13 protein-coding genes and 1 pseudogene are annotated in these 16,929 nt (G+C 64.7%); 3 read left to right on the top strand and 11 right to left on the bottom strand.

Annotated features, from left to right (window positions below; genetic code table 11):
- The first annotated feature begins 424 nt into the window (after positions 1–424).
- Entirely contained in the window at positions 425–3,013 is a 2,589-nt protein-coding gene (gene hpnN / locus F8237_RS04990) for a hopanoid transporter HpnN (RefSeq protein WP_151642676.1), read from the top strand.
- Here the strand turns inward: hpnN and F8237_RS04985 are convergent.
- On the bottom strand, positions 2,981–3,607 hold the full coding sequence (locus F8237_RS04985; RefSeq protein WP_162005878.1) for a DUF2147 domain-containing protein: 627 nt from the start codon (positions 3,605–3,607) through the stop codon (positions 2,981–2,983). The two genes, hpnN and F8237_RS04985, sit on opposite strands and share 33 nt — an antisense overlap.
- A gap of 141 nt (positions 3,608–3,748) precedes the next feature.
- On the opposite strand from F8237_RS04985, the gene hpnO reads away from it, so the two are divergent.
- Positions 3,749–5,140 carry an aminobacteriohopanetriol synthase HpnO gene (hpnO, locus tag F8237_RS04980; RefSeq protein ID WP_151642674.1) on the top strand — a complete coding sequence of 464 codons (1,392 nt, stop codon included), beginning with the start codon at positions 3,749–3,751 and terminating at the stop codon, positions 5,138–5,140.
- 42 nt (positions 5,141–5,182) lie between these two features.
- Here the strand turns inward: hpnO and F8237_RS04975 are convergent, their stop codons facing one another.
- From F8237_RS04975 to F8237_RS04945, 7 genes are all read right to left on the bottom strand, one after another.
- On the bottom strand, positions 5,183–5,368 hold the full coding sequence (locus F8237_RS04975; RefSeq protein ID WP_151642673.1) for a hypothetical protein: 186 nt from the start codon (positions 5,366–5,368) through the stop codon (positions 5,183–5,185).
- 104 nt (positions 5,369–5,472) lie between these two features.
- Entirely contained in the window at positions 5,473–6,237 is a 765-nt protein-coding gene (locus tag F8237_RS04970) for an anti-sigma factor family protein (protein ID WP_151642672.1), read from the bottom strand.
- The gene (locus F8237_RS04965) at positions 6,234–6,782 is read right to left on the bottom strand and encodes a sigma-70 family RNA polymerase sigma factor (RefSeq protein WP_162005877.1); all 549 of its coding nucleotides are present in this window, start codon (positions 6,780–6,782) and stop codon (positions 6,234–6,236) included. The genes F8237_RS04970 and F8237_RS04965 overlap by 4 nt, the downstream gene beginning before the upstream one ends.
- A 142-nt stretch (positions 6,783–6,924) precedes the next feature.
- Positions 6,925–7,248, bottom strand: coding sequence for a cupredoxin domain-containing protein (locus F8237_RS04960; RefSeq protein WP_151642671.1), 324 nt, complete (start codon positions 7,246–7,248; stop codon positions 6,925–6,927).
- A 13-nt stretch (positions 7,249–7,261) separates the two neighbouring features.
- Positions 7,262–8,206 (bottom strand): metallophosphoesterase family protein, encoded by a 945-nt coding sequence (locus F8237_RS04955; RefSeq protein WP_151642670.1) that lies wholly within the window; start codon positions 8,204–8,206, stop codon positions 7,262–7,264.
- A 229-nt stretch (positions 8,207–8,435) separates the two neighbouring features.
- Positions 8,436–9,317 (bottom strand): alpha/beta fold hydrolase, encoded by an 882-nt coding sequence (locus tag F8237_RS04950; RefSeq protein WP_151642669.1) that lies wholly within the window; start codon positions 9,315–9,317, stop codon positions 8,436–8,438.
- 12 nt (positions 9,318–9,329) lie between these two features.
- Positions 9,330–10,949 (bottom strand): GMC family oxidoreductase, encoded by a 1,620-nt coding sequence (locus F8237_RS04945; RefSeq protein WP_151642668.1) that lies wholly within the window; start codon positions 10,947–10,949, stop codon positions 9,330–9,332.
- A 174-nt stretch (positions 10,950–11,123) separates the two neighbouring features.
- Between F8237_RS04945 and F8237_RS04940 the strand changes: the two genes are divergently transcribed.
- Positions 11,124–12,296, top strand: a complete 1,173-nt coding sequence (locus F8237_RS04940; protein ID WP_151642667.1) for a M20 aminoacylase family protein — start codon at positions 11,124–11,126, stop codon at positions 12,294–12,296.
- Between the two features lie 116 nt (positions 12,297–12,412).
- Here F8237_RS04940 and F8237_RS04935 read toward each other — a convergent pair.
- The 3 genes and pseudogenes from F8237_RS04935 to F8237_RS04925 all read right to left on the bottom strand — a co-directional run bounded on the left by F8237_RS04935 (position 12,413) and on the right by F8237_RS04925 (position 16,861).
- Positions 12,413–14,085, bottom strand: a pseudogene (locus tag F8237_RS04935) (inorganic phosphate transporter).
- A 98-nt stretch (positions 14,086–14,183) separates the two neighbouring features.
- Positions 14,184–15,626, bottom strand: coding sequence for a UdgX family uracil-DNA binding protein (locus F8237_RS04930; protein ID WP_151642666.1), 1,443 nt, complete (start codon positions 15,624–15,626; stop codon positions 14,184–14,186).
- Entirely contained in the window at positions 15,626–16,861 is a 1,236-nt protein-coding gene (locus F8237_RS04925; RefSeq protein ID WP_151642665.1) for a putative DNA modification/repair radical SAM protein, read from the bottom strand. The genes F8237_RS04930 and F8237_RS04925 overlap by 1 nt, the downstream gene beginning before the upstream one ends.
- Positions 16,862–16,929: the final 68 nt, after the last annotated feature.

The following is a 16,929-nucleotide window of genomic DNA, read 5'->3' as shown; positions in this document are numbered from 1 at the left end:
GTCTCCGGCGGCACCCCGGTACTGCCCAATGAGTTGCAATAACCGCACCATTGGTTTCGCGCACGCGGTAACCGCCCACTCCAACTGGGCCCCAGCGCATGGAGGCACAGCAATTTGTGTCAAAAAATCGGCAGAAAGGGAAGGTGGGATGAAATCCGGGTTCCGCTCCGGCTCAATTTGGCGGTGTTATAGTACAGGAATCGCCTTGGGGAAAATGGCGACATTTGTGCTCATCCCTTCGCCACTTTCCCGCCTCAACTCCCCGGCTATACCGACCGCCCGCAATGATTTTTTCATGGCCTCCCGCCGTTTACCTCGAACCTTGTTCCGGCGAGTGCCACTCAAAACATCAATAGGTTTCGCCCGGGAACTCCGATAAACAGCGGGCGTTTCCGGCAAGCTGTTAACAGCAGAAAGAAAAGAAGTGCTGCAAAGCGTCGTCGTTGCCATCGTCAGGGCCTGCACCCGGTTTGCCTCCCTCGTCGTCGTTCTCGGGCTCCTGCTGTCGGTGGGGGCCGGCTATTACACATCGCAGCACTTCGCCATCAACACCGACATCAATTCGCTGATTGCCCAAAATCTGGACTGGCGCCAGCGCGACCAGCAATTCGACCGCGCCTTCGACCGCGACGCGACCATCACGGCGGTCGTCGAGGCCAGGACGCCGGAGATGGCAACCGCCGCGGCGGACGCGCTGTTCGCCAAGCTGAAGGACGACAAGACCAACTTCCAGTCGATGCAGCAGCTCGGCACCGGCGAGTTCTTCGAGAAGAACGGCCTGTTGTTCCTGCCGACCGAGGAAGTCGGCAAGATCACCTCTCAGTTCGAATCCGCCGCGCCCCTGATCGAGATCATGGCGGGTGATCCCTCGATCCGCGGCCTGACCGGCGCGCTGGAGACGGGACTTGCCGGCGTCAAGCGCGGCCAGGTCAAGCTCGACAACACCGCGCGGCCCTTCAACCAGATCGCTCAAACCGTCGAGACCGTCCTCAACAAGGGCAATGCGAGCTTCTCCTGGCGCGAGCTGGTCAGCGACGAGCCGCTGACGGATTCGGACAAGCGCGCCTTCATCGAGTTCAAGCCGATCCTCGACTACAACGCGCTGGAGCCCGGCAAGGGCGCCACCGACGCGATCCGCAAGGCCGCGGCCGATCTGGATTTCCCTGGCAAATACCAGGCGCGGGTGCGGCTGACCGGCCCGGTGCCGATCGCGAACGAGGAATACGCCACCGTGCAGGAGGGCGCCGTCGTCAACGGCGTCGGCACGGTTCTCGTCGTGCTGCTCATCCTGTGGCTGGCGCTGCATTCGGCGAAGATCATCTTCGCCGTGTTCGTCAATCTCTTCGTCGGCCTTGCGCTCACGACCGCTGCCGGTCTGATGATGGTCGGCTCGCTCAATTTGCTGTCGATCGCGTTCGCGGTGCTGTTCGTCGGTCTCGGCGTCGATTTCGGCATCCAGTACAGCGTCCGCTACCGTTCCGAGCGCTACAAGCACAACGATCTCTCGAGCGCGCTGGTGCTGGCCGCCAAGCGCTCAGCGGTGCCGCTGTCGCTGGCGGCGATGGCGACCGCCGCCGGCTTCCTCTGCTTCATGCCGACCGACTACAAGGGCATTTCGGAGCTTGGCCAGATCGCTGGCGTCGGCATGCTGGTGGCGTTCCTCACCAGCATCACCGTACTCCCGGCGATGTTGAAGCTGCTCAATCCGCCCGGCGAGAAGGAGCCGGTCGGCTATGCCTTCCTGGCACCGGTCGACCATTTCCTTGAGACGCACCGCGTGCTGGTCGTCGGTGGCACGCTGCTGCTCGCGGTCGCCGGCCTGCCGCTGCTCTACTTCATGAAATTCGACTTCAACCCGATGAACCTGCGCAACCCGAAGGCCGAGTCGATCGCGACCTTCCTCGATTTGCGCAAGGATCCCAACACCGGCGCCAATGCCGTCAACGTGATGACGACGTCGGAGGAGCAGGCAAAGCAGGTCGAGGCGAAGCTGGAGAAGGTGCCGGAGGTACTTCGGGTGATGTCGCTCGACAGTTTCGTGCCGGCCGACCAGCCGCCGAAGCTGAAGCTGCTCGCGCAGGGCGCCAAGGTGCTGAATCCCGCGCTCAATCCGGACCAGATCGACGCGGCGCCCACGGACAAGGAGAACGTCGATTCGCTGAAGTCCTCGGTCGACAATCTGCGCCGAACCGCGGGTGAGGAGAAGGGCCCGGGCGCGGTCGCCTCGCGCCGGCTGGCGGATGCGCTGCAGAAGCTCGCCGATGGCGACGAGGCCACGCGCAACAAGGCGCAGGACGTCTTCGTCACGCCGATGAAGATCGTGTTCGACCAGCTCAGGAATGCGATGCAGGCCGAGCCGGTCACCCTGAAGTCATTGCCGCCGGATCTCGTCAGCGCCTGGAAGAGCAAGGACGGCGTCATCCGTGTCGAGGCGCTGCCCAAGGGCGATCCCAACGACAACGATACGCTGCGCAAGTTTGCGGCAGCGGTGCTCGCGGCCGAGCCGACCGCGATCGGCGGGCCGGTCTCGATCCTGAAATCCGGCGATACCGTGGTGAAGGCATTCATCCACGCCGGTATCTATGCGCTGCTGGTGATCGGCCTTCTGCTGTGGGTAACGCTGCGGCGGTTCGTCGACGTGCTGATGACGCTGGTGCCGCTGCTGGTTGCGGGCGCGGTGACGCTCGAGATCTGCGTGTTGATCGGCCTGCCGCTCAACTTCGCCAACATCGTCGCGTTCCCGCTGCTGCTCGGCGTCGGCGTCGCCTTCAAGATCTATTATGTCGTGGCTTGGCGCTCGGGCAGAACAAACCTGCTTCAGACCAGCCTGACGCGAGCGATCTTCTTCAGCGCGCTGACCACGGCGACGGCGTTCGGCAGCCTGTGGCTGTCGAGCCATCCCGGCACGTCCAGCATGGGCAAGCTGCTCGCGCTCTCGCTGGTGACGACGCTTGCCGCGGTGTTGCTGTTTCAGCCGGCCCTAATGGGCAAACCCCGCAATCTCAGGGAGTAGGCAGATGTCGCCGACCGGGTCGGCGGCGCTCTTCTGACCGGGCTTGGCCGCGGTCGCGGCCTTCGGGGCCGCGGGGGCAGGCGCCGCTGCGGCAACCGTGGTGCCTGCAGCTTTTGGAGCCGCGCCGGACTTGGGCGCGCCCTTGGCCATCGCGTTCGAGGGGCTCAAGGGAATCGGCGGAGCGACCCGGGTCCAGGTCTCGCCGCCGCAGAGAAAGCCCATCACGCAGCCCTTGATCTCGAGCTGGTCGGTCCCGGCCGGCGTGATGGTCGCGCTGTAGAGCTGGCCGTCTTTCGCATTGTAGACCTGCCCTTCCCACTGATCGACGCCGGGCTTCTTCTTCATGTCGATCAGAGTCGCCATGCCGAGCGTCGGCCTGTTCTTTTTTGATGCATCTGGATTGTATTCGTCGCGTCCGCCGGGCTGCTTTTCCCAGGAAACCGCGCCCCACATGCTGCCATTACATTGGGCGACGCGGATGTTGGCGACGCCGTCGGCGACCCGCCAGTCGCCGGTGGGATCGGCGGCAAGCGCAGGTGTCAGGCAGGTGTAACCGCCAGCCAGTAATATTCCGGTGTAAAGGGCCAAACGCATGATAGTTCCTCGGCAGTGCAACATGGTCTAAAGCTGTGCTTGCGAAGATGGTCCGAAAAAGGGCAAAAGGCCGCACAGACCGTTTTCAGTTACTCACCGTTTTCAGTTGACGAGACGGTCCTCAATCGAAGTATGTAGCGGATGCAAAGCCAAAATCCAGACATGTCTCAGCTATTCGCGGACCGTCAGGCCCAGCGCAGCGCCCTGCATAACCGGTATCTGAACGAGCAGTTCGTTCGGGTTCTCAAGACCATCGGTTACGACGTCGGCTTCCAGAAGGGGCAGGGGCAGTACCTCTACGATCGCGACGGCGCCCGCTATCTCGACCTGTTGTCCGGCTTTGGCGTGTTTGCGATCGGGCGCAATCACCCCGTCATGCGCGAGGCGCTCAAGAGCGTGCTCGATGCCGACCTGCCCAATCTCGTCCAGTTCGACGTCTCGGTGCTCGCCGGCGTGCTCGCCGAGCGACTCCTGAAGTACGTCCCCTATCTCGACAAGGCGTTCTTCGCCAATTCCGGCGCCGAATGCGTCGAAGCGGCGATCAAGTTCGCGCGAGGCGCGACCGGCCGCCCCGGCATCGTCTATTGCGCGCATGGCTATCACGGCCTGACCTATGGCGCGCTCTCGCTGACGGGTGATTCGAATTTCCGCACCGGCTTCGAGCCGCTGCTGCCCGGCTGCACCTCGATCCCGTTCAACGATCTGGCCGCGCTCGAAAAGGCGCTGGCCTCGCGCGAGGTTGCGGCCTTCGTCGTCGAGCCGATCCAGGGCAAGGGCGTCAACATGCCCACGGACGAGTTCCTGCCCGGCGCGGCCGCGCTCTGCAAGAAATACGGCACGCTGTTCGTCGCCGACGAGATCCAGACCGGCATGGGCCGCACCGGCCGCTTCCTCGCGGTCGAGCACTGGAACGTCGAGCCCGACATGGTGCTGCTGTCGAAGTCGCTGTCCGGCGGCCACGTGCCAGTTGGCGCGGTGCTGACGCGCAAGGCCATCTTCGACAAGATATTCAACCAGATGGACCGGGCCGTGGTGCACGGCTCCACCTTCTCCAAGAACGATCTCGCCATGGCCGCGGGCATCGCCACGCTCGACGTCATGGAGTCCGAGAAGCTGATCGAGTCCGCCGCCAAGCGTGGCGCCGAGCTGCGGCTCGCGCTGACGCGCATGGTGCCCGGCTACGAGCTGATGAAGGAAGTGCGCGGCAAGGGCCTGATGATCGGCGTCGAGTTTGGGCCGCCGAAGTCGCTTCGGCTGCGCGCGTCCTGGAACGTGCTCGAGGCTGCCAACAAGGGTCTGTTCTGTCAGCTCATCACCGTGCCGCTGTTCAAGGATCACAAGATCCTCACGCAAGTCGCCGGCCACGGCAGCCACACGATCAAGCTGCTGCCGCCGCTCACGATCACCGTAGAAGACTGCAGCTGGATTGAGAAGGCGTTCGACGACGTCATCGCCGGCAGCCACAAGGTCCCCGGCGCGATCTGGTCGCTCGGCAAGACGCTGGTGGACAACGCGGTGCGGCGGTCGGCGTAATGGTTCGTTGACGACACTGCACTGAGGGGCTGCGCTGGCCGCTCAGGAATGCACGCTATACCGCCAGAGCTCCAGCATGTTCAGGACCGTCAGACCGGCGAAGCCAGCGAGTATGGCGAGGCCGGCGAACCAGACCCACTGCTTGCGGTCCTTCAACGCCAGCAAAGTAGCGCATGCGACAGCGAACATCGACGGCAAGCCGGCGCAGGTGATCATCAACGCAATCATTTTCGTTCTCCTCGACGGCTCCAATCTGCCGCAAAGCTGTCGGGAGAACCGTGAGACGCGTCACGATGGCGGAGCGACCGCCGCGCAGGCGTGGCGCGGATTTGCTACCCCTCCACATTCGCCTTCATCGCCGCCTCGAACTTGTCGACGAATTCGGCGAGCTCGTCGCCCCCGATATCACTGACGGCCCAGAAGTTCAGGCCGCGCTCGCCCCAGCGGCGACAGTTGAAGCCCTGCATGGTCTGGGTCTTCGGCGGCCGGTGTTCGGTGCTCGTGGTCTGCGACACGAACAAATTGATCACGTGCTGCCGGCGCTTGTAGACGACGGCGCCGATGGCGCGGGCGTCGATATAGTCGAGGCGGCCGCCGACCAGCGTAAAGCCCTGCGCGGTGAGATCGATCACGGGCGGAGCGACGTCGAGCTTGCCGTTGAACCACGGCTTGACGGTGTGCTGGTCGGTGGAAACCACGTCGATGAGGTGGCCGGCCTGGAGCGAGCGCAGATGCGCGGACACGACTTCCGAGAGAATGCGCTGCTGGTCGTCCTGGCGCAGCACCAATGCGACGATGCCGGTTGCGGCGAGCGCGGAGACCGCCGAGCCCATCGCAAAGCCACGTAGCACGGAGCGGCGGGTCGGCTGGCGTTGCGGCTGCGGCAGCGAGGCCTCGATCCGGCTACGCAGGCCTGCCGGCGCGCTGTAGCGCAGATTGGTGTCGGAGAGCACACGCTGCATCTCGCGCTGAGCGGCAAGCTCCGCGGCGCAGGCCGGGCAGCCGGCGATATGGGATTCGACCTCGCGCGCGTGGCCGGCATCGAGCTCGTTGTCGAGCAGCGCGTGAAGCAGGATTTTTGCTTCGTCGCAGGTCATCTTGCTTGCTCCTCTTCCGCCGTCCAGGCCGCACGCAGCATGGCGCGGGCACGGGCGAGGCGGGACATCACGGTGCCGACGGGCACGCCGGCGGCCTCGGCGATTTCACGATAGGACAGGCTGTTGATCTCCCGCAGCACGAATGTTTCCTTGAACGGTTCGGCGAGTGCGTCGATCAACTTGCGGATCGCGCCGGCATCGCCGCTGCGCAGCACCTCGGTTTCCGGGCTCGCCTCGCTCTCCTGCCAGATCGGCGTCTGCTCGGCGGCGCCGGGCGTGTCCTCGATCGCGCTATGCCTGTGCGCGCGCCGGGTATATTCGGCGTTGCAGACGTTGCGCAGGATCGCGAACAGCCAGGGCTTCATCGCCGGCCCGCGATAGCTGTCGAAATGCTTCAGCGCGCGCAGATAGCATTCCTGCACCGCATCCTCGGCGTCGGAGGCGTCGCGCAGCAGATAGCGCGCGAGCGTGTAGACGTCGTCGAGATAGGGCAGCGCCGCCTCGCGGAAGCGCTGTGCCTTCTGCAGATCGTCGATAGCGGGCATCGCTCCTCGCTTTGCCTCTTGTTCTGCGCGTCGCGTCGTTTCGTCCAGGCTCGTTTGGTCGGCATGTGTGACCGAGGGCACACGAGCCCGGCCGGCGTGGGACCACCGGCCGGGCAAGACGTTGATGCCTTGGTTGGATGCGTTACTCAACCTTGATCATCCCCGTCATGTGCGGGTGCAACGAACAAAAATATTTGTAGTCGCCCGCATTGGTGAAGGTGAACGAGAACTTGTCGTCGGTGTCCAGGGTCTTGGACCTGAACTTGCCGGCCGACACCACGGTGTGCGGGATGTCGTCCCGGTTGGTCCAGGTCACGGTGGTGCCGACCTTGACGGTGAGCTCGGCCGGCTGGAAAACGAAATTGTCGATGTGCACGTCCATGTCGTCGGCACGGGCAGTTGTTGCGGGCAGCAGGATGGCCGCGGCCACAGCGACACCGAAGTCGCGGCGATTGAGTATCTTCATTGTCAATTTCCGTTCAGCCTTGCAGCGGCGTGTCGATGATCGCGAGCCGCTGCTCGTTTTGCTTGAAGTTGACGCTGGCAACGCCGAGCATGGCGCGGAGCCTGGCGTCCTCGACCTTCATCGGTCCGGGCGACGGGGCGGTCCCCGGTGCCGGCTGCGGGAACGCGGTCGAGCGCGCGGTGTGGAAGGTGACGTTGCCCTCGACCTTCTGCATCACCTGGTGGATGTGGCCGTTCAGCACGGTGACCGAGCCGAAGCCCTTGACGTATTCGAGCGCGCGGCCGCCGTCCTCGGTGCCCCAGCCCCATTCGGGATAGACGGTCCAGAGCGGGATGTGGGCGAACAGCACGATCGGTGTCGATTTCGACTTGCCGCGGAGATCGTCCTCGAGCCAGGCGAGCTGCTCGGCGCCGAGATTGCCGAGGCCGCCGGCCTTGAGATCGACGACGTTGACGAGGCCGATGAAGTGCACCCCGCCGGCGTCGAAGGAATACCAGCCCGCCCCCCTGGTGCCGCGGCCGTAGCGTTCGCGATAGAACTTCACGTCCTCGTCGAGGAAGTCATGTTCGCCGGGCACGTAGTGCACATCGAGCTTGCTCTGCGAGATGATGCGCTCGGCATTGTCGAACTCGGCGGCTTTCGACAGATGGGTGATGTCGCCGGTGTGGATCATGAAGGACGGCTTGGCCGGCATGGCGTTGATCTTGTTGACCGCTTCCTCCAGCGTGCCGAGCGCGTTGGGATTGGCCGGCTTGTCGAAGCCGACATGGCTGTCGCTGATCTGGAGGAAGGTCATGCCTGATGCGGCCGCGGTCGCGGCTTGCGCGGAATCGATGATGCCGAGCGAGCGCGGCACGCCGCCCGTGATGGTCCAGAGCACCCCGGTGCCGGCCCAGGTCATGCACTCCAGCACCTTGCGGCGGCTGACGCCGTCGTCGCCGTGATCGTGTCCGCTCATCGCGCAGCTCCTCTCGCCCGGAATTGGGCTTCGGGGAGGTGATTGGAGGAGGGAGGGACTTATTCCCGGTTGCGATGACGTTTTCGTGAGGGGGAGTTCGCCCTTGTGTCCCGGACGCGGTGCAGCTCTTGGCGGTGCGCCGCAGAGCCGGGACCCACGACACTCGAGCGCTCTGGCCCCGGCTCTGCGCAGGAGCGTTTCACGCTGCAGCGCGTCCGGGGCACGAGACTTACTTCGCGAACTCTCTCACGGCTTCCACCACGCGCTCCGGGACCTCCTGCGCCACGCAGTGCCCGGCTCCCTCAAAGACCAGCGTGCTGACGCGCGGAATTAGCGACACGGCGCGTCGCGCCATCTCCTTGTAGATCGGCCCCGATTTCGCAGCGGTCGTGACGCACACCGGGCAATTGATCTCGGCGAGCCCCATGAACGGGTTGCCGCGGGTATCACCGACATAGACCTGCTCCATCGCCTCGTAGATCGGACGCAGGATCGCCGACTCGATCTCGGGCGTGCAGCGGAGCCGAACGCGGCCATCGTCGAGCGGGACGAAGCCGTGGCGTACATAGGCGCGCAGCGACGTCTCGGTCCAATCCGCAAATGCCGGAGCGGTGCGGTAGCGCTCGAACACGGCGTCGGCACTGTCAAACTCGGCGCGTCGGCGCAGCGTGCCCTCGACGCGGGCGAGAGATTCGTCGTTCAATCCTCCGCAACGTGCCGCGCGCGGGTCCATGACCGTCGGCTCCATCACGAACAGGCCTGTGAAACGTCCCGGCCGAAGTTGTGCCGCAAGCAGAAGATCGGTCGCGCCCGCGCTGTGGCCGATGCCGTAGACCTCGCGCAGCTCAAGCGCATCGACCACCCGGCGAACATCCTCGGCATAGTCGAGGAACTGATAGGCGCCGGGCTTGTGGCTGGCGCCGTGGCCGCGGCGGTCCAGTGCATAGACGGTGTAGGTCGAGGCGAGATCGCGCGCGACCTCGTCCCAGACATCGGCGACGAACCCGGTGCCGTGCACGAGGAGCGCAGCCGGTTTGCCGCTCTCGCCCCATTGCAGCATGGCGATCTCTGCGTCGGCGGCCCCGATTGAAAAGCGGCGCGGATTGATCATGGTAGTGCGACGCTACTTCGCATCCTCCAGGATCATGGTCGCGCCCTTCTCGGCGATCATCGCGGTCGGTGTGTTGGTGTTGCCCGAGGTGATCGTCGGCATGATGGACGCGTCGACGATGCGAAGGCCGCCGAGGCCATAGAAGCGCAGGCGCTCGTCGACCACCGCCATCGGATCGTTCGCCGCGCCCATCTTCGCTGTGCCGACGGGATGGAAGATGGTGGTGCCGATATCGCCGGCGGCCTTGGCGAGCGAGGCATCGTCGTTGCCGACGGTGGGGCCGGGCAGATATTCGCTCGGGCGATATTTTGCCAGCGCCTTCTGCTGCATGAGGCGGCGCGTGGTGCGGATGGCGTCGGCGCCGACCTGGCGGTCGTCATCGGTCGACAGATAGTTCGGCGCGATGATCGGCTTTTCATCAGGCGTCGCCGAACGCAGCCGCACGGTGCCGCGCGAGGTCGGCTGGAGATTGCAGGCGCTCACCGTGATCGCGGGGAAGCGGTGCAGCGGATCGCCGAACTTGTCGAGCGACAGCGGCTGCACGTGGAACTGGATGTTGGCGCGTGCGCGCGTCGCATCGGAGCGCGTGAAGATGCCGAGCTGCGACGGCGCCATCGTCAGCGGCCCACGGCGGCGGAACGCATAGTCGAGCCCCATCATGCCGCGGCGGAACAGATTGTAATAGGTCTCGTTCAGCGTGCGCACGCCCTCGACCTTGTAGATCGCCCGCTGCTGCAGATGGTCCTGCAGATTGCGTCCGACGCCGGGCTTGTCCATCACGATATCGATGCCGAGCGGCGACAGCCAGTCGGCGGGCCCGATGCCGGAGCGGTGCAGCACCTGCACCGAGCCGATCGAGCCTGCCGAGAGCACCACCTCGCGTTTGGCGCGCGCCTCGACGATTTCGCCGTTCTGGATGAAGCGCACGCCGACGGCGCGGCCCTGCTCGATGATGAGGCGGTCGACCATCACGTGCTTCTCGAGCCGCAGGTTCGCCCGGTTCAGCGCCGGCTTGAGGAAGCCGCGCGCCGACGACCAGCGCCGGCCGCGCTTCTGGTTGACGTGGAAATAGCTGGTGCCTTCGTTGTCGCCGGTGTTGAAATCCGGAATGCGCTTGATGCCCATCTCTTCCGCGGCATCGCCGACGGCATCGAGGACATCCCACGACAGCCGCGGCGCCTCGATGCGCCAGCCACCGCCGGCGCCGTGGTGCTCGCTCGCGCCGAGGAAATGATCTTCCAGCCGCTTGAACAGCGGCAGCACATCGTCATAGCCCCAGCCGGTCATGCCGAGCTGGCGCCAGTGGTCGTAGTCGGCGGCCTGTCCGCGCATCGAGATCATGGCGTTGATCGCGGAGCAGCCGCCGATGACCTTGCCGCGGGGATAGGCGAGCGCGCGGCCGTTCAGGCCCGGCTCGGCCTCGGTCTTGAACATCCAGTCCGAGCGTGGATTGCCGATCGCGAAGAGATAGCCGACCGGGATGTGAAACCAGATCCAGTTGTCGTCGCCTCCGGCCTCGAGGATGAGGACGCGGTTCCCTGGTACGGCCGACAGCCGGTTGGCGAGGATGCAGCCGGCCGTGCCGGCTCCGACGACGATATAATCAAACTCACCTTCGAGCCGCCTTGGCATTCTACTTCCACCCGGATGGTCACTTAACGTTCCCTCCTAATAGGCAGACGTGGCCGAGCGGGACAAGTCCGGCCATGCCGGGCGGGCAGGGCTAGGCCTCAGCTGGGCAGGTTGGGTGGACTCGCCCTTGCATGGTAGACAGTCCTGTATTTTCAACAAAGTTTGAGATCCTTCATGCCCATCGTGAACCGCGTCGCCGACCTTCAACCCGATATTCAGGCCTGGCGCCGGGACATCCATGAGCATCCCGAGCTGCTGTATGACGTTCACCGCACCGCAGCATTCGTGGCGGACCGGCTGCGCGAGTTCGGCTGCGATCAGGTCGTGACCGGGCTCGGCCAGACCGGCGTGGTCGGCGTGATCAAGGGCAGCAAGCCGGCCGGTGAGGGGCTCAAGGTGATCGGCATGCGTGCCGACATGGACGCGCTGCCGATCGACGAGCAGACCAACCTGCCTTACGCCTCCAAGACGCCCGGCAAGATGCACGCCTGCGGCCACGACGGCCACACCGCGATGCTGCTCGGTGCAGCCCGCTATCTCGCCGAGACCCGCAACTTCGCCGGCGACGCGGTAGTGATCTTCCAGCCGGCCGAGGAGGGTGGCGCCGGCGGCGCGGCCATGGTCAAGGACGGCCTGATGGAGCGCTTCGGCATCGAGCAGGTCTACGGCATGCACAACGGTCCGGGCATTCCGGTCGGCTCGTTTGCGATCCGGCCGGGCGCGATCATGGCGGCGACCGACGAGGTCGACATCAACATCGAAGGCGTCGGTGGCCATGCCGCGCGTCCGCACAAATGCGTCGATTCCGTGCTGGTCGGCGCGCAAGTGATCACTGCCTTGCAGTCGATCGTCGCGCGCAGCGTCGATCCGCTGGAATCGGCCGTGATCTCGATCTGTGAGTTTCACGCCGGCAACGCCCGCAACGTCATTCCGCAGACCGCGACCTTGAGGGGCACCATCCGCACGCTGTCGCCGGAGGTGCGCAAGCTGGTCGAGAAGCGCGTGCGCGAAGTGGTGGCGGGCGTCGCGCAGATCACCGGTGCCAGGATCGATCTGCACTACAAGAACAACTATCCCGTCGTGATCAATCACGCCGCGGAGACCGAGGTGGCCAAGCGCATCGCCAAGCAGGTCGCGGGCGATGGCAATGTGCACGAGATGCCGCCGCTGATGGGCGCCGAGGATTTCGCCTACATGCTGGAAGCGCGGCCCGGCGCCTTCATCTTCTGCGGCAACGGCGACAGCGCTGGCCTGCATCACCCCGCCTATAATTTCAACGACGAGGCGATCGTGTTCGGCACGTCCTACTGGGTCAAGCTGGTCGAGGAACAGCTCGCGGCGTCGTAAGGCTTGTTGTTCACCTCGCCCCGCTTGTGGGAGAGGTCAACTCGATCGAAGATCGAATTTGGGTGAGGGGGACTCTCCGCGAGTCCGTCTCTCACCGCGATTGCGGATGCAGCCCCTCACCCTAACCCTCTCCCCGTAAGAACGGGGAGAGGGAAGGAAGATCCGAAGATCCGCGAGAAGATCACGTAGAGCGTGGCCGACAGCGCGATCGCGCAGGGCAGCGTCAGCACCCAGGCCATCAGCAGGTTGCGGATGGTCGCCATTTGCAGACCCGAACCATTCGCGGCCATGGTGCCGGCGACGCCGGACGACAGCACGTGGGTGGTCGAGACCGGCAGGCCGAAAACGTCGGCCGCGCCGATCGTGGCGGCGGCGACGAGCTCGGCGGAGGCGCCCTGCGCATAGGTGAGATGGGTCTTGCCGATCTTCTCGCCGACCGTGACCACGATACGCTTCCAGCCGATCATGGTGCCGAGGCCGAGCGCGTGGCGACCGCGATCTTCACCCAGTTCGGGATGAACTTCGTGGCGGCGTCGAGCGAGCCCTTGTAGGCAGTGAGCACCGCGACATCGTCCTTGCTGAGGTCGTTTTCCTTGTCCTTCATCAGGAAGCGGATCGCTTCCGAGGTCAGGTACATGTCATTGCGGGTGTTGCCGACGGCTTCCGCCGGCACCTTGTTGAGCGAGCCATACTTGGCGACCTGGTCGCCGACGTCCTTTACCAGCACGGCGAGCGAGGGATAGGTGCCCTCGTTGAGCTTATGCAGGGCGATGTACTGCGTCACCGCCGGACGGGGATCGCCGATGATGCTGTGGCCGGCACCCTTGGCCGCGATCACCTTGGCGGCGGACTCCGAGGCCTTCTGGAACTGGGCGACCTGGGATTCCGGCAGCGCGCGGTTAAGCGCGTAGGCGGTCGGCACGGTGCCGATCAGGATCAGCATGATCAGGCCCATGCCCTTCTGGCCGTCATTGGAGCCGTGGGCAAAGCTGACGCCGGTGCAGGTCGCAATCAGCAGGCCGCGGATCCAGAGCGGCGGCGCCTTGTTGCCTTCAGGTGCCGCATACAGGGCGGGGTTGCGCACCACGAACTTGAGCAGCAACAGCAGCGCGGCGGCGCAGACGAAGCCGAACAGCGGCGACAGCAGGAGCGCGTAGCCGATCTCGGTGGCCTTGCTCCAGTCGACGCCCGAGGTGCCGTCGCGGCCGCGCATCACGGCGTTGGCAATGCCGACGCCGATGATCGATCCGATCAGCGTGTGCGAGGAGGAGGCGGGCAGGCCGAAATACCAGGTGCCGAGATTCCACAGGATCGCGGCGATCAGCAGCGCGAACACCATCGCGAAGCCGGCGCTGGAGCCGACCTGGAGGATCAGCTCGACCGGCAGCAGCGAGACGATGCCGAAGGCGACCGCACCGGAGGAGAGCAGCACGCCGAGGAAATTGAAGAAGCCCGACCACATCACCGCGAATTCGGCCGGCAGCGAATGGGTATAGATCACGGTCGCCACCGCATTGGCGGTGTCGTGGAAGCCGTTGACGAACTCGAAGCCGAGCGCGATCAGCAGCGCGACGAACAACAGCATGTAGGGCAGATAGGTCGTGACCTTCGTTCCGGTCGCGTTGACGTCGACATAGATGCTGTAGGCGACGAACAGCAGGCCCGCGGCGAGGATGCCGAAGAACAGGATCATCGTCAGCGGGTTGAAACCCTTGTCGAGATTGGGCCGGGAAGCCGGCTGGACAGGCGTCGGATCGCCTACCGCACGGTCGAATGCAACATCTGTCATTTTTGGACGCCCCTTGGCTTTTTTGAAGGGCTATTGTCCGCGATGGATTTGAAAGGCTGGATGACAGCTGCGTCGTATTGTCGCTTTCTCACCGGTATTTATGCGGCGCGTGCGGCCTTCTTCTGCAAGCCGGCCGCGATCTTCAGGTCTTCGACAAAGCGCTGATATTCCAGCGCCTTCGCTTCCGGATCAGGCAGTCGCAGCAGGTAGGACGGATGCACTGTCACGAGTGCCTTGCGGCCGTCGGGAAGATCGATCAGCCGGCCGCGGGTCTTGCCGACAGGCGTGATCTTGCCGAACACGCTTTGCGCGGCGGTCGCACCCATCGCGACGACAAGATCGGGTTGAACCACCGCAAGCTCCCGCTCATACCATTGCCGGCACGCCTTGATCTCCGGCGTCGACGGCTTCTGGTGCAGGCGGACTTTTCCACGCGGCACGAATTTGAAGTGTTTCACCGCATTGGTGACGTAGACCTTCTTGCGGTCGACGCCGGCGTCCGCAAGCGCGCGGTCGAGCATCTGGCCGGCCGGACCGACGAAGGGGTGACCGGCGAGGTCTTCCTTGTCGCCGGGCTGCTCGCCGACCAGCATGATGGTGGCGTCTTTGGGACCTTCGCCGAACACGGTCTGCGTCGCGTCCTTGTAGAGCGGGCAGGCGCGGCAATGGGAGGCCTCCTCGCGGAGCGCATCGAGATCGTCGGCAGCAAGCTTGCGGGTCATCGGAGCCTCCGGCCGTTTCTGGGGCTTGTGCGGGTCGGTTGCGGCATTGGCGAGCATGGCGCCGGTCATGCGCTCGGCGTCCTCGATCAAGGGCTTAATGATCGAGGCTTCCGGCAGGTTCCGCCAGTATTTTTTCGGCATCTCCGCCTGCATTGCCTTCACCTTCAACCGCGCCGGATTGAAGATGCTGGCATAGTAACGCCGCCAGGTCTCCTCCAGCCGGTCTTCGCCGGGTGCTTCACTCTTGCTGACGCCCGGCGTGAACGAGAGTGCGTGACCGTCCCAATGCGCGCACAGGTCCGGTGTCAGGATCGACCAGGGCATGTCGGCAAAGCGCCTGGCGAAAAATGGCGCGGCGAGCTCGACGATGTGGTGCTCCGGCTCGAACCAGGCGACATAATGCGCCTGCCGTTCCCGGCCGATCTCGCGGAAGCGGACGAAGGCATGCATCTTGTGCTCGTCGCGATGGACCGCTCTTGCCATCGCAATGACCTGCGCGACATCAGGGTCGGTCGCGACCTCGATGAGATCGTGATTGTCCTTCAATCGCCAGAGCAGGCGATAGAGGATGGCGAAACGCTGGGGATCGCGGTGCAGAATTGCTGACTGTGCGAGGTCGACGAATTTGCCTGATACGTTGAAGGTGCCGTCGTTCACCTCGAGGATCGGAGACGGTGCGGGCGGTGCGAACAGCTCCGCCTCGCCGCCCTGCACGGTCCAGGTGATGTCGGTGGGTTGTATGTGATGCAGCACGAGGCTGCGTGCGGCCTTGCGCCAGCCGTCAAAATCGGTTTCGGTATCGAGGGTGATGTACTGCATCAGAAGCCAAATCCCAGTTGCGTTGCCTTCGGCTTGAACCGCTCGATGAGCCCGGCTGCATCTAGCCGATGTGGGGCGGGCCGGTGATCGCTGAGGACGATGAACGGCAGCGCCTTTTTCTGGGGAACATGCAGCCGCGCCAGATCGGCAACGCGGATCGTGGTGGTGCGCCGCGTTGCAATGATGCGTTCGACCGTCTTGGTGCCGAAGCCGGGCACGCGCAGCAGCTCCTCGCGGCTGGCGCGGTTGATGTCGAGCGGGAAGCGGTCGCGGTTGCGCAGCGCCCAGGCGAGCTTGGGGTCGATGTCGAGCGGCAGCATGGCGCTGTCGTCGACGATCTCCGCAACGTCGAAGCCGTAGAACCGCATCAGCCAGTCGGCCTGGTAGAGCCGGTGCTCGCGCAGCAATGGCGGCGCGCGCAAGGGCAACGCGCGGCTGGCATCGGGGATCGGGCTGAAGGCGGAGTAATAGACGCGTCTCAGCCGGTATGAGCCGTAGAGATTGGCGCTGGTGTGGAGAATGGTGTGGTCGGAGGCGCTATCTGCGCCGACGATCATCTGTGTGCTTTGGCCGGCGGGCGCGAAACGTTGCGGCCTGGCCTTGGTCCTTGCGCTGCGGTTGTCCTCGGCCTCGTCCAGCTTCAGCCGCAGCCGGCCCATGGTGCGGCGGATCGCGCGCACGTCCTTCTCCGGCGCGAATTGCTGCAGGCTCGTCTCCTCGGGCATCTCGATGTTGATGGAGAGGCGGTCGGCATATCTGCCGGCTTCGGCGATCAGCGCGTCGTCGGCTTCCGGAATGGTCTTGAGGTGGATGTAGCCGCGGAAGTGATGCTCCTCGCGCAGTTTGCGCGCGACGCCGACCACCTGCTCCATGGTGTAATCGGGGCTGCGGATGATGCCGGAGGAGAGGAACAGCCCCTCGATGTAGTTGCGCCGGTAGAAGTCGAGCGTGAGCTTGACCACCTCGTCGATGGTGAAGCGGGCGCGCGGCACGTTGCTGGAGGCGCGGTTGACGCAATAGAGGCAATCGTAATTGCAGGCGTTGGTCAGCAGCACCTTGAGCAGGGAGATGCAGCGTCCATCCGGCGCGTAGGAGTGGCAGATGCCCATGCCCGGCGCGGTCGAGCCCATGCCCTTGCCGTCGCTGGAATCCCGCTTCTCGGAGCCGCTGGAGGCGCAGGACGCGTCGTATTTGGCGGCGTCCGCCAGGATCTCCAGCTTGCGTTGTACGTCCATCGTGGGATCCCTTTGATTCTGCTCATGAATCAGACCGAATGCCAATTCGATTGACTCCCGGACCGCCG

The organism is Bradyrhizobium betae (genome assembly GCF_008932115.1).
Lineage (GTDB): Bacteria > Pseudomonadota > Alphaproteobacteria > Rhizobiales > Xanthobacteraceae > Bradyrhizobium > Bradyrhizobium betae.
Note: the sequence above shows the minus strand (reverse complement) of the source record. Positions and strands in the feature narration are given on the sequence as shown.

What these genes read in the sequence shown, in the direction of transcription:
- F8237_RS04985 (WP_162005878.1), bottom strand. Translation starts at nt 3,607, where the DNA reads ATGCGTTTGGCCCTTTACACCGGAATATTACTGGCTGGCGGTTACACC.
- hpnO (WP_151642674.1), top strand. Translation starts at nt 3,749, where the DNA reads ATGCAAAGCCAAAATCCAGACATGTCTCAGCTATTCGCGGACCGTCAG.
- F8237_RS04975 (WP_151642673.1), bottom strand. Translation starts at nt 5,368, where the DNA reads ATGATTGCGTTGATGATCACCTGCGCCGGCTTGCCGTCGATGTTCGCT.
- F8237_RS04970 (WP_151642672.1), bottom strand. Translation starts at nt 6,237, where the DNA reads ATGACCTGCGACGAAGCAAAAATCCTGCTTCACGCGCTGCTCGACAAC.
- F8237_RS04965 (WP_162005877.1), bottom strand. Translation starts at nt 6,782, where the DNA reads ATGCCCGCTATCGACGATCTGCAGAAGGCACAGCGCTTCCGCGAGGCG.
- F8237_RS04960 (WP_151642671.1), bottom strand. Translation starts at nt 7,248, where the DNA reads ATGAAGATACTCAATCGCCGCGACTTCGGTGTCGCTGTGGCCGCGGCC.
- F8237_RS04955 (WP_151642670.1), bottom strand. Translation starts at nt 8,206, where the DNA reads ATGAGCGGACACGATCACGGCGACGACGGCGTCAGCCGCCGCAAGGTG.
- F8237_RS04950 (WP_151642669.1), bottom strand. Translation starts at nt 9,317, where the DNA reads ATGATCAATCCGCGCCGCTTTTCAATCGGGGCCGCCGACGCAGAGATC.
- F8237_RS04945 (WP_151642668.1), bottom strand. Translation starts at nt 10,949, where the DNA reads ATGCCAAGGCGGCTCGAAGGTGAGTTTGATTATATCGTCGTCGGAGCC.
- F8237_RS04940 (WP_151642667.1), top strand. Translation starts at nt 11,124, where the DNA reads ATGCCCATCGTGAACCGCGTCGCCGACCTTCAACCCGATATTCAGGCC.
- F8237_RS04930 (WP_151642666.1), bottom strand. Translation starts at nt 15,626, where the DNA reads ATGCAGTACATCACCCTCGATACCGAAACCGATTTTGACGGCTGGCGC.
- F8237_RS04925 (WP_151642665.1), bottom strand. Translation starts at nt 16,861, where the DNA reads ATGGACGTACAACGCAAGCTGGAGATCCTGGCGGACGCCGCCAAATAC.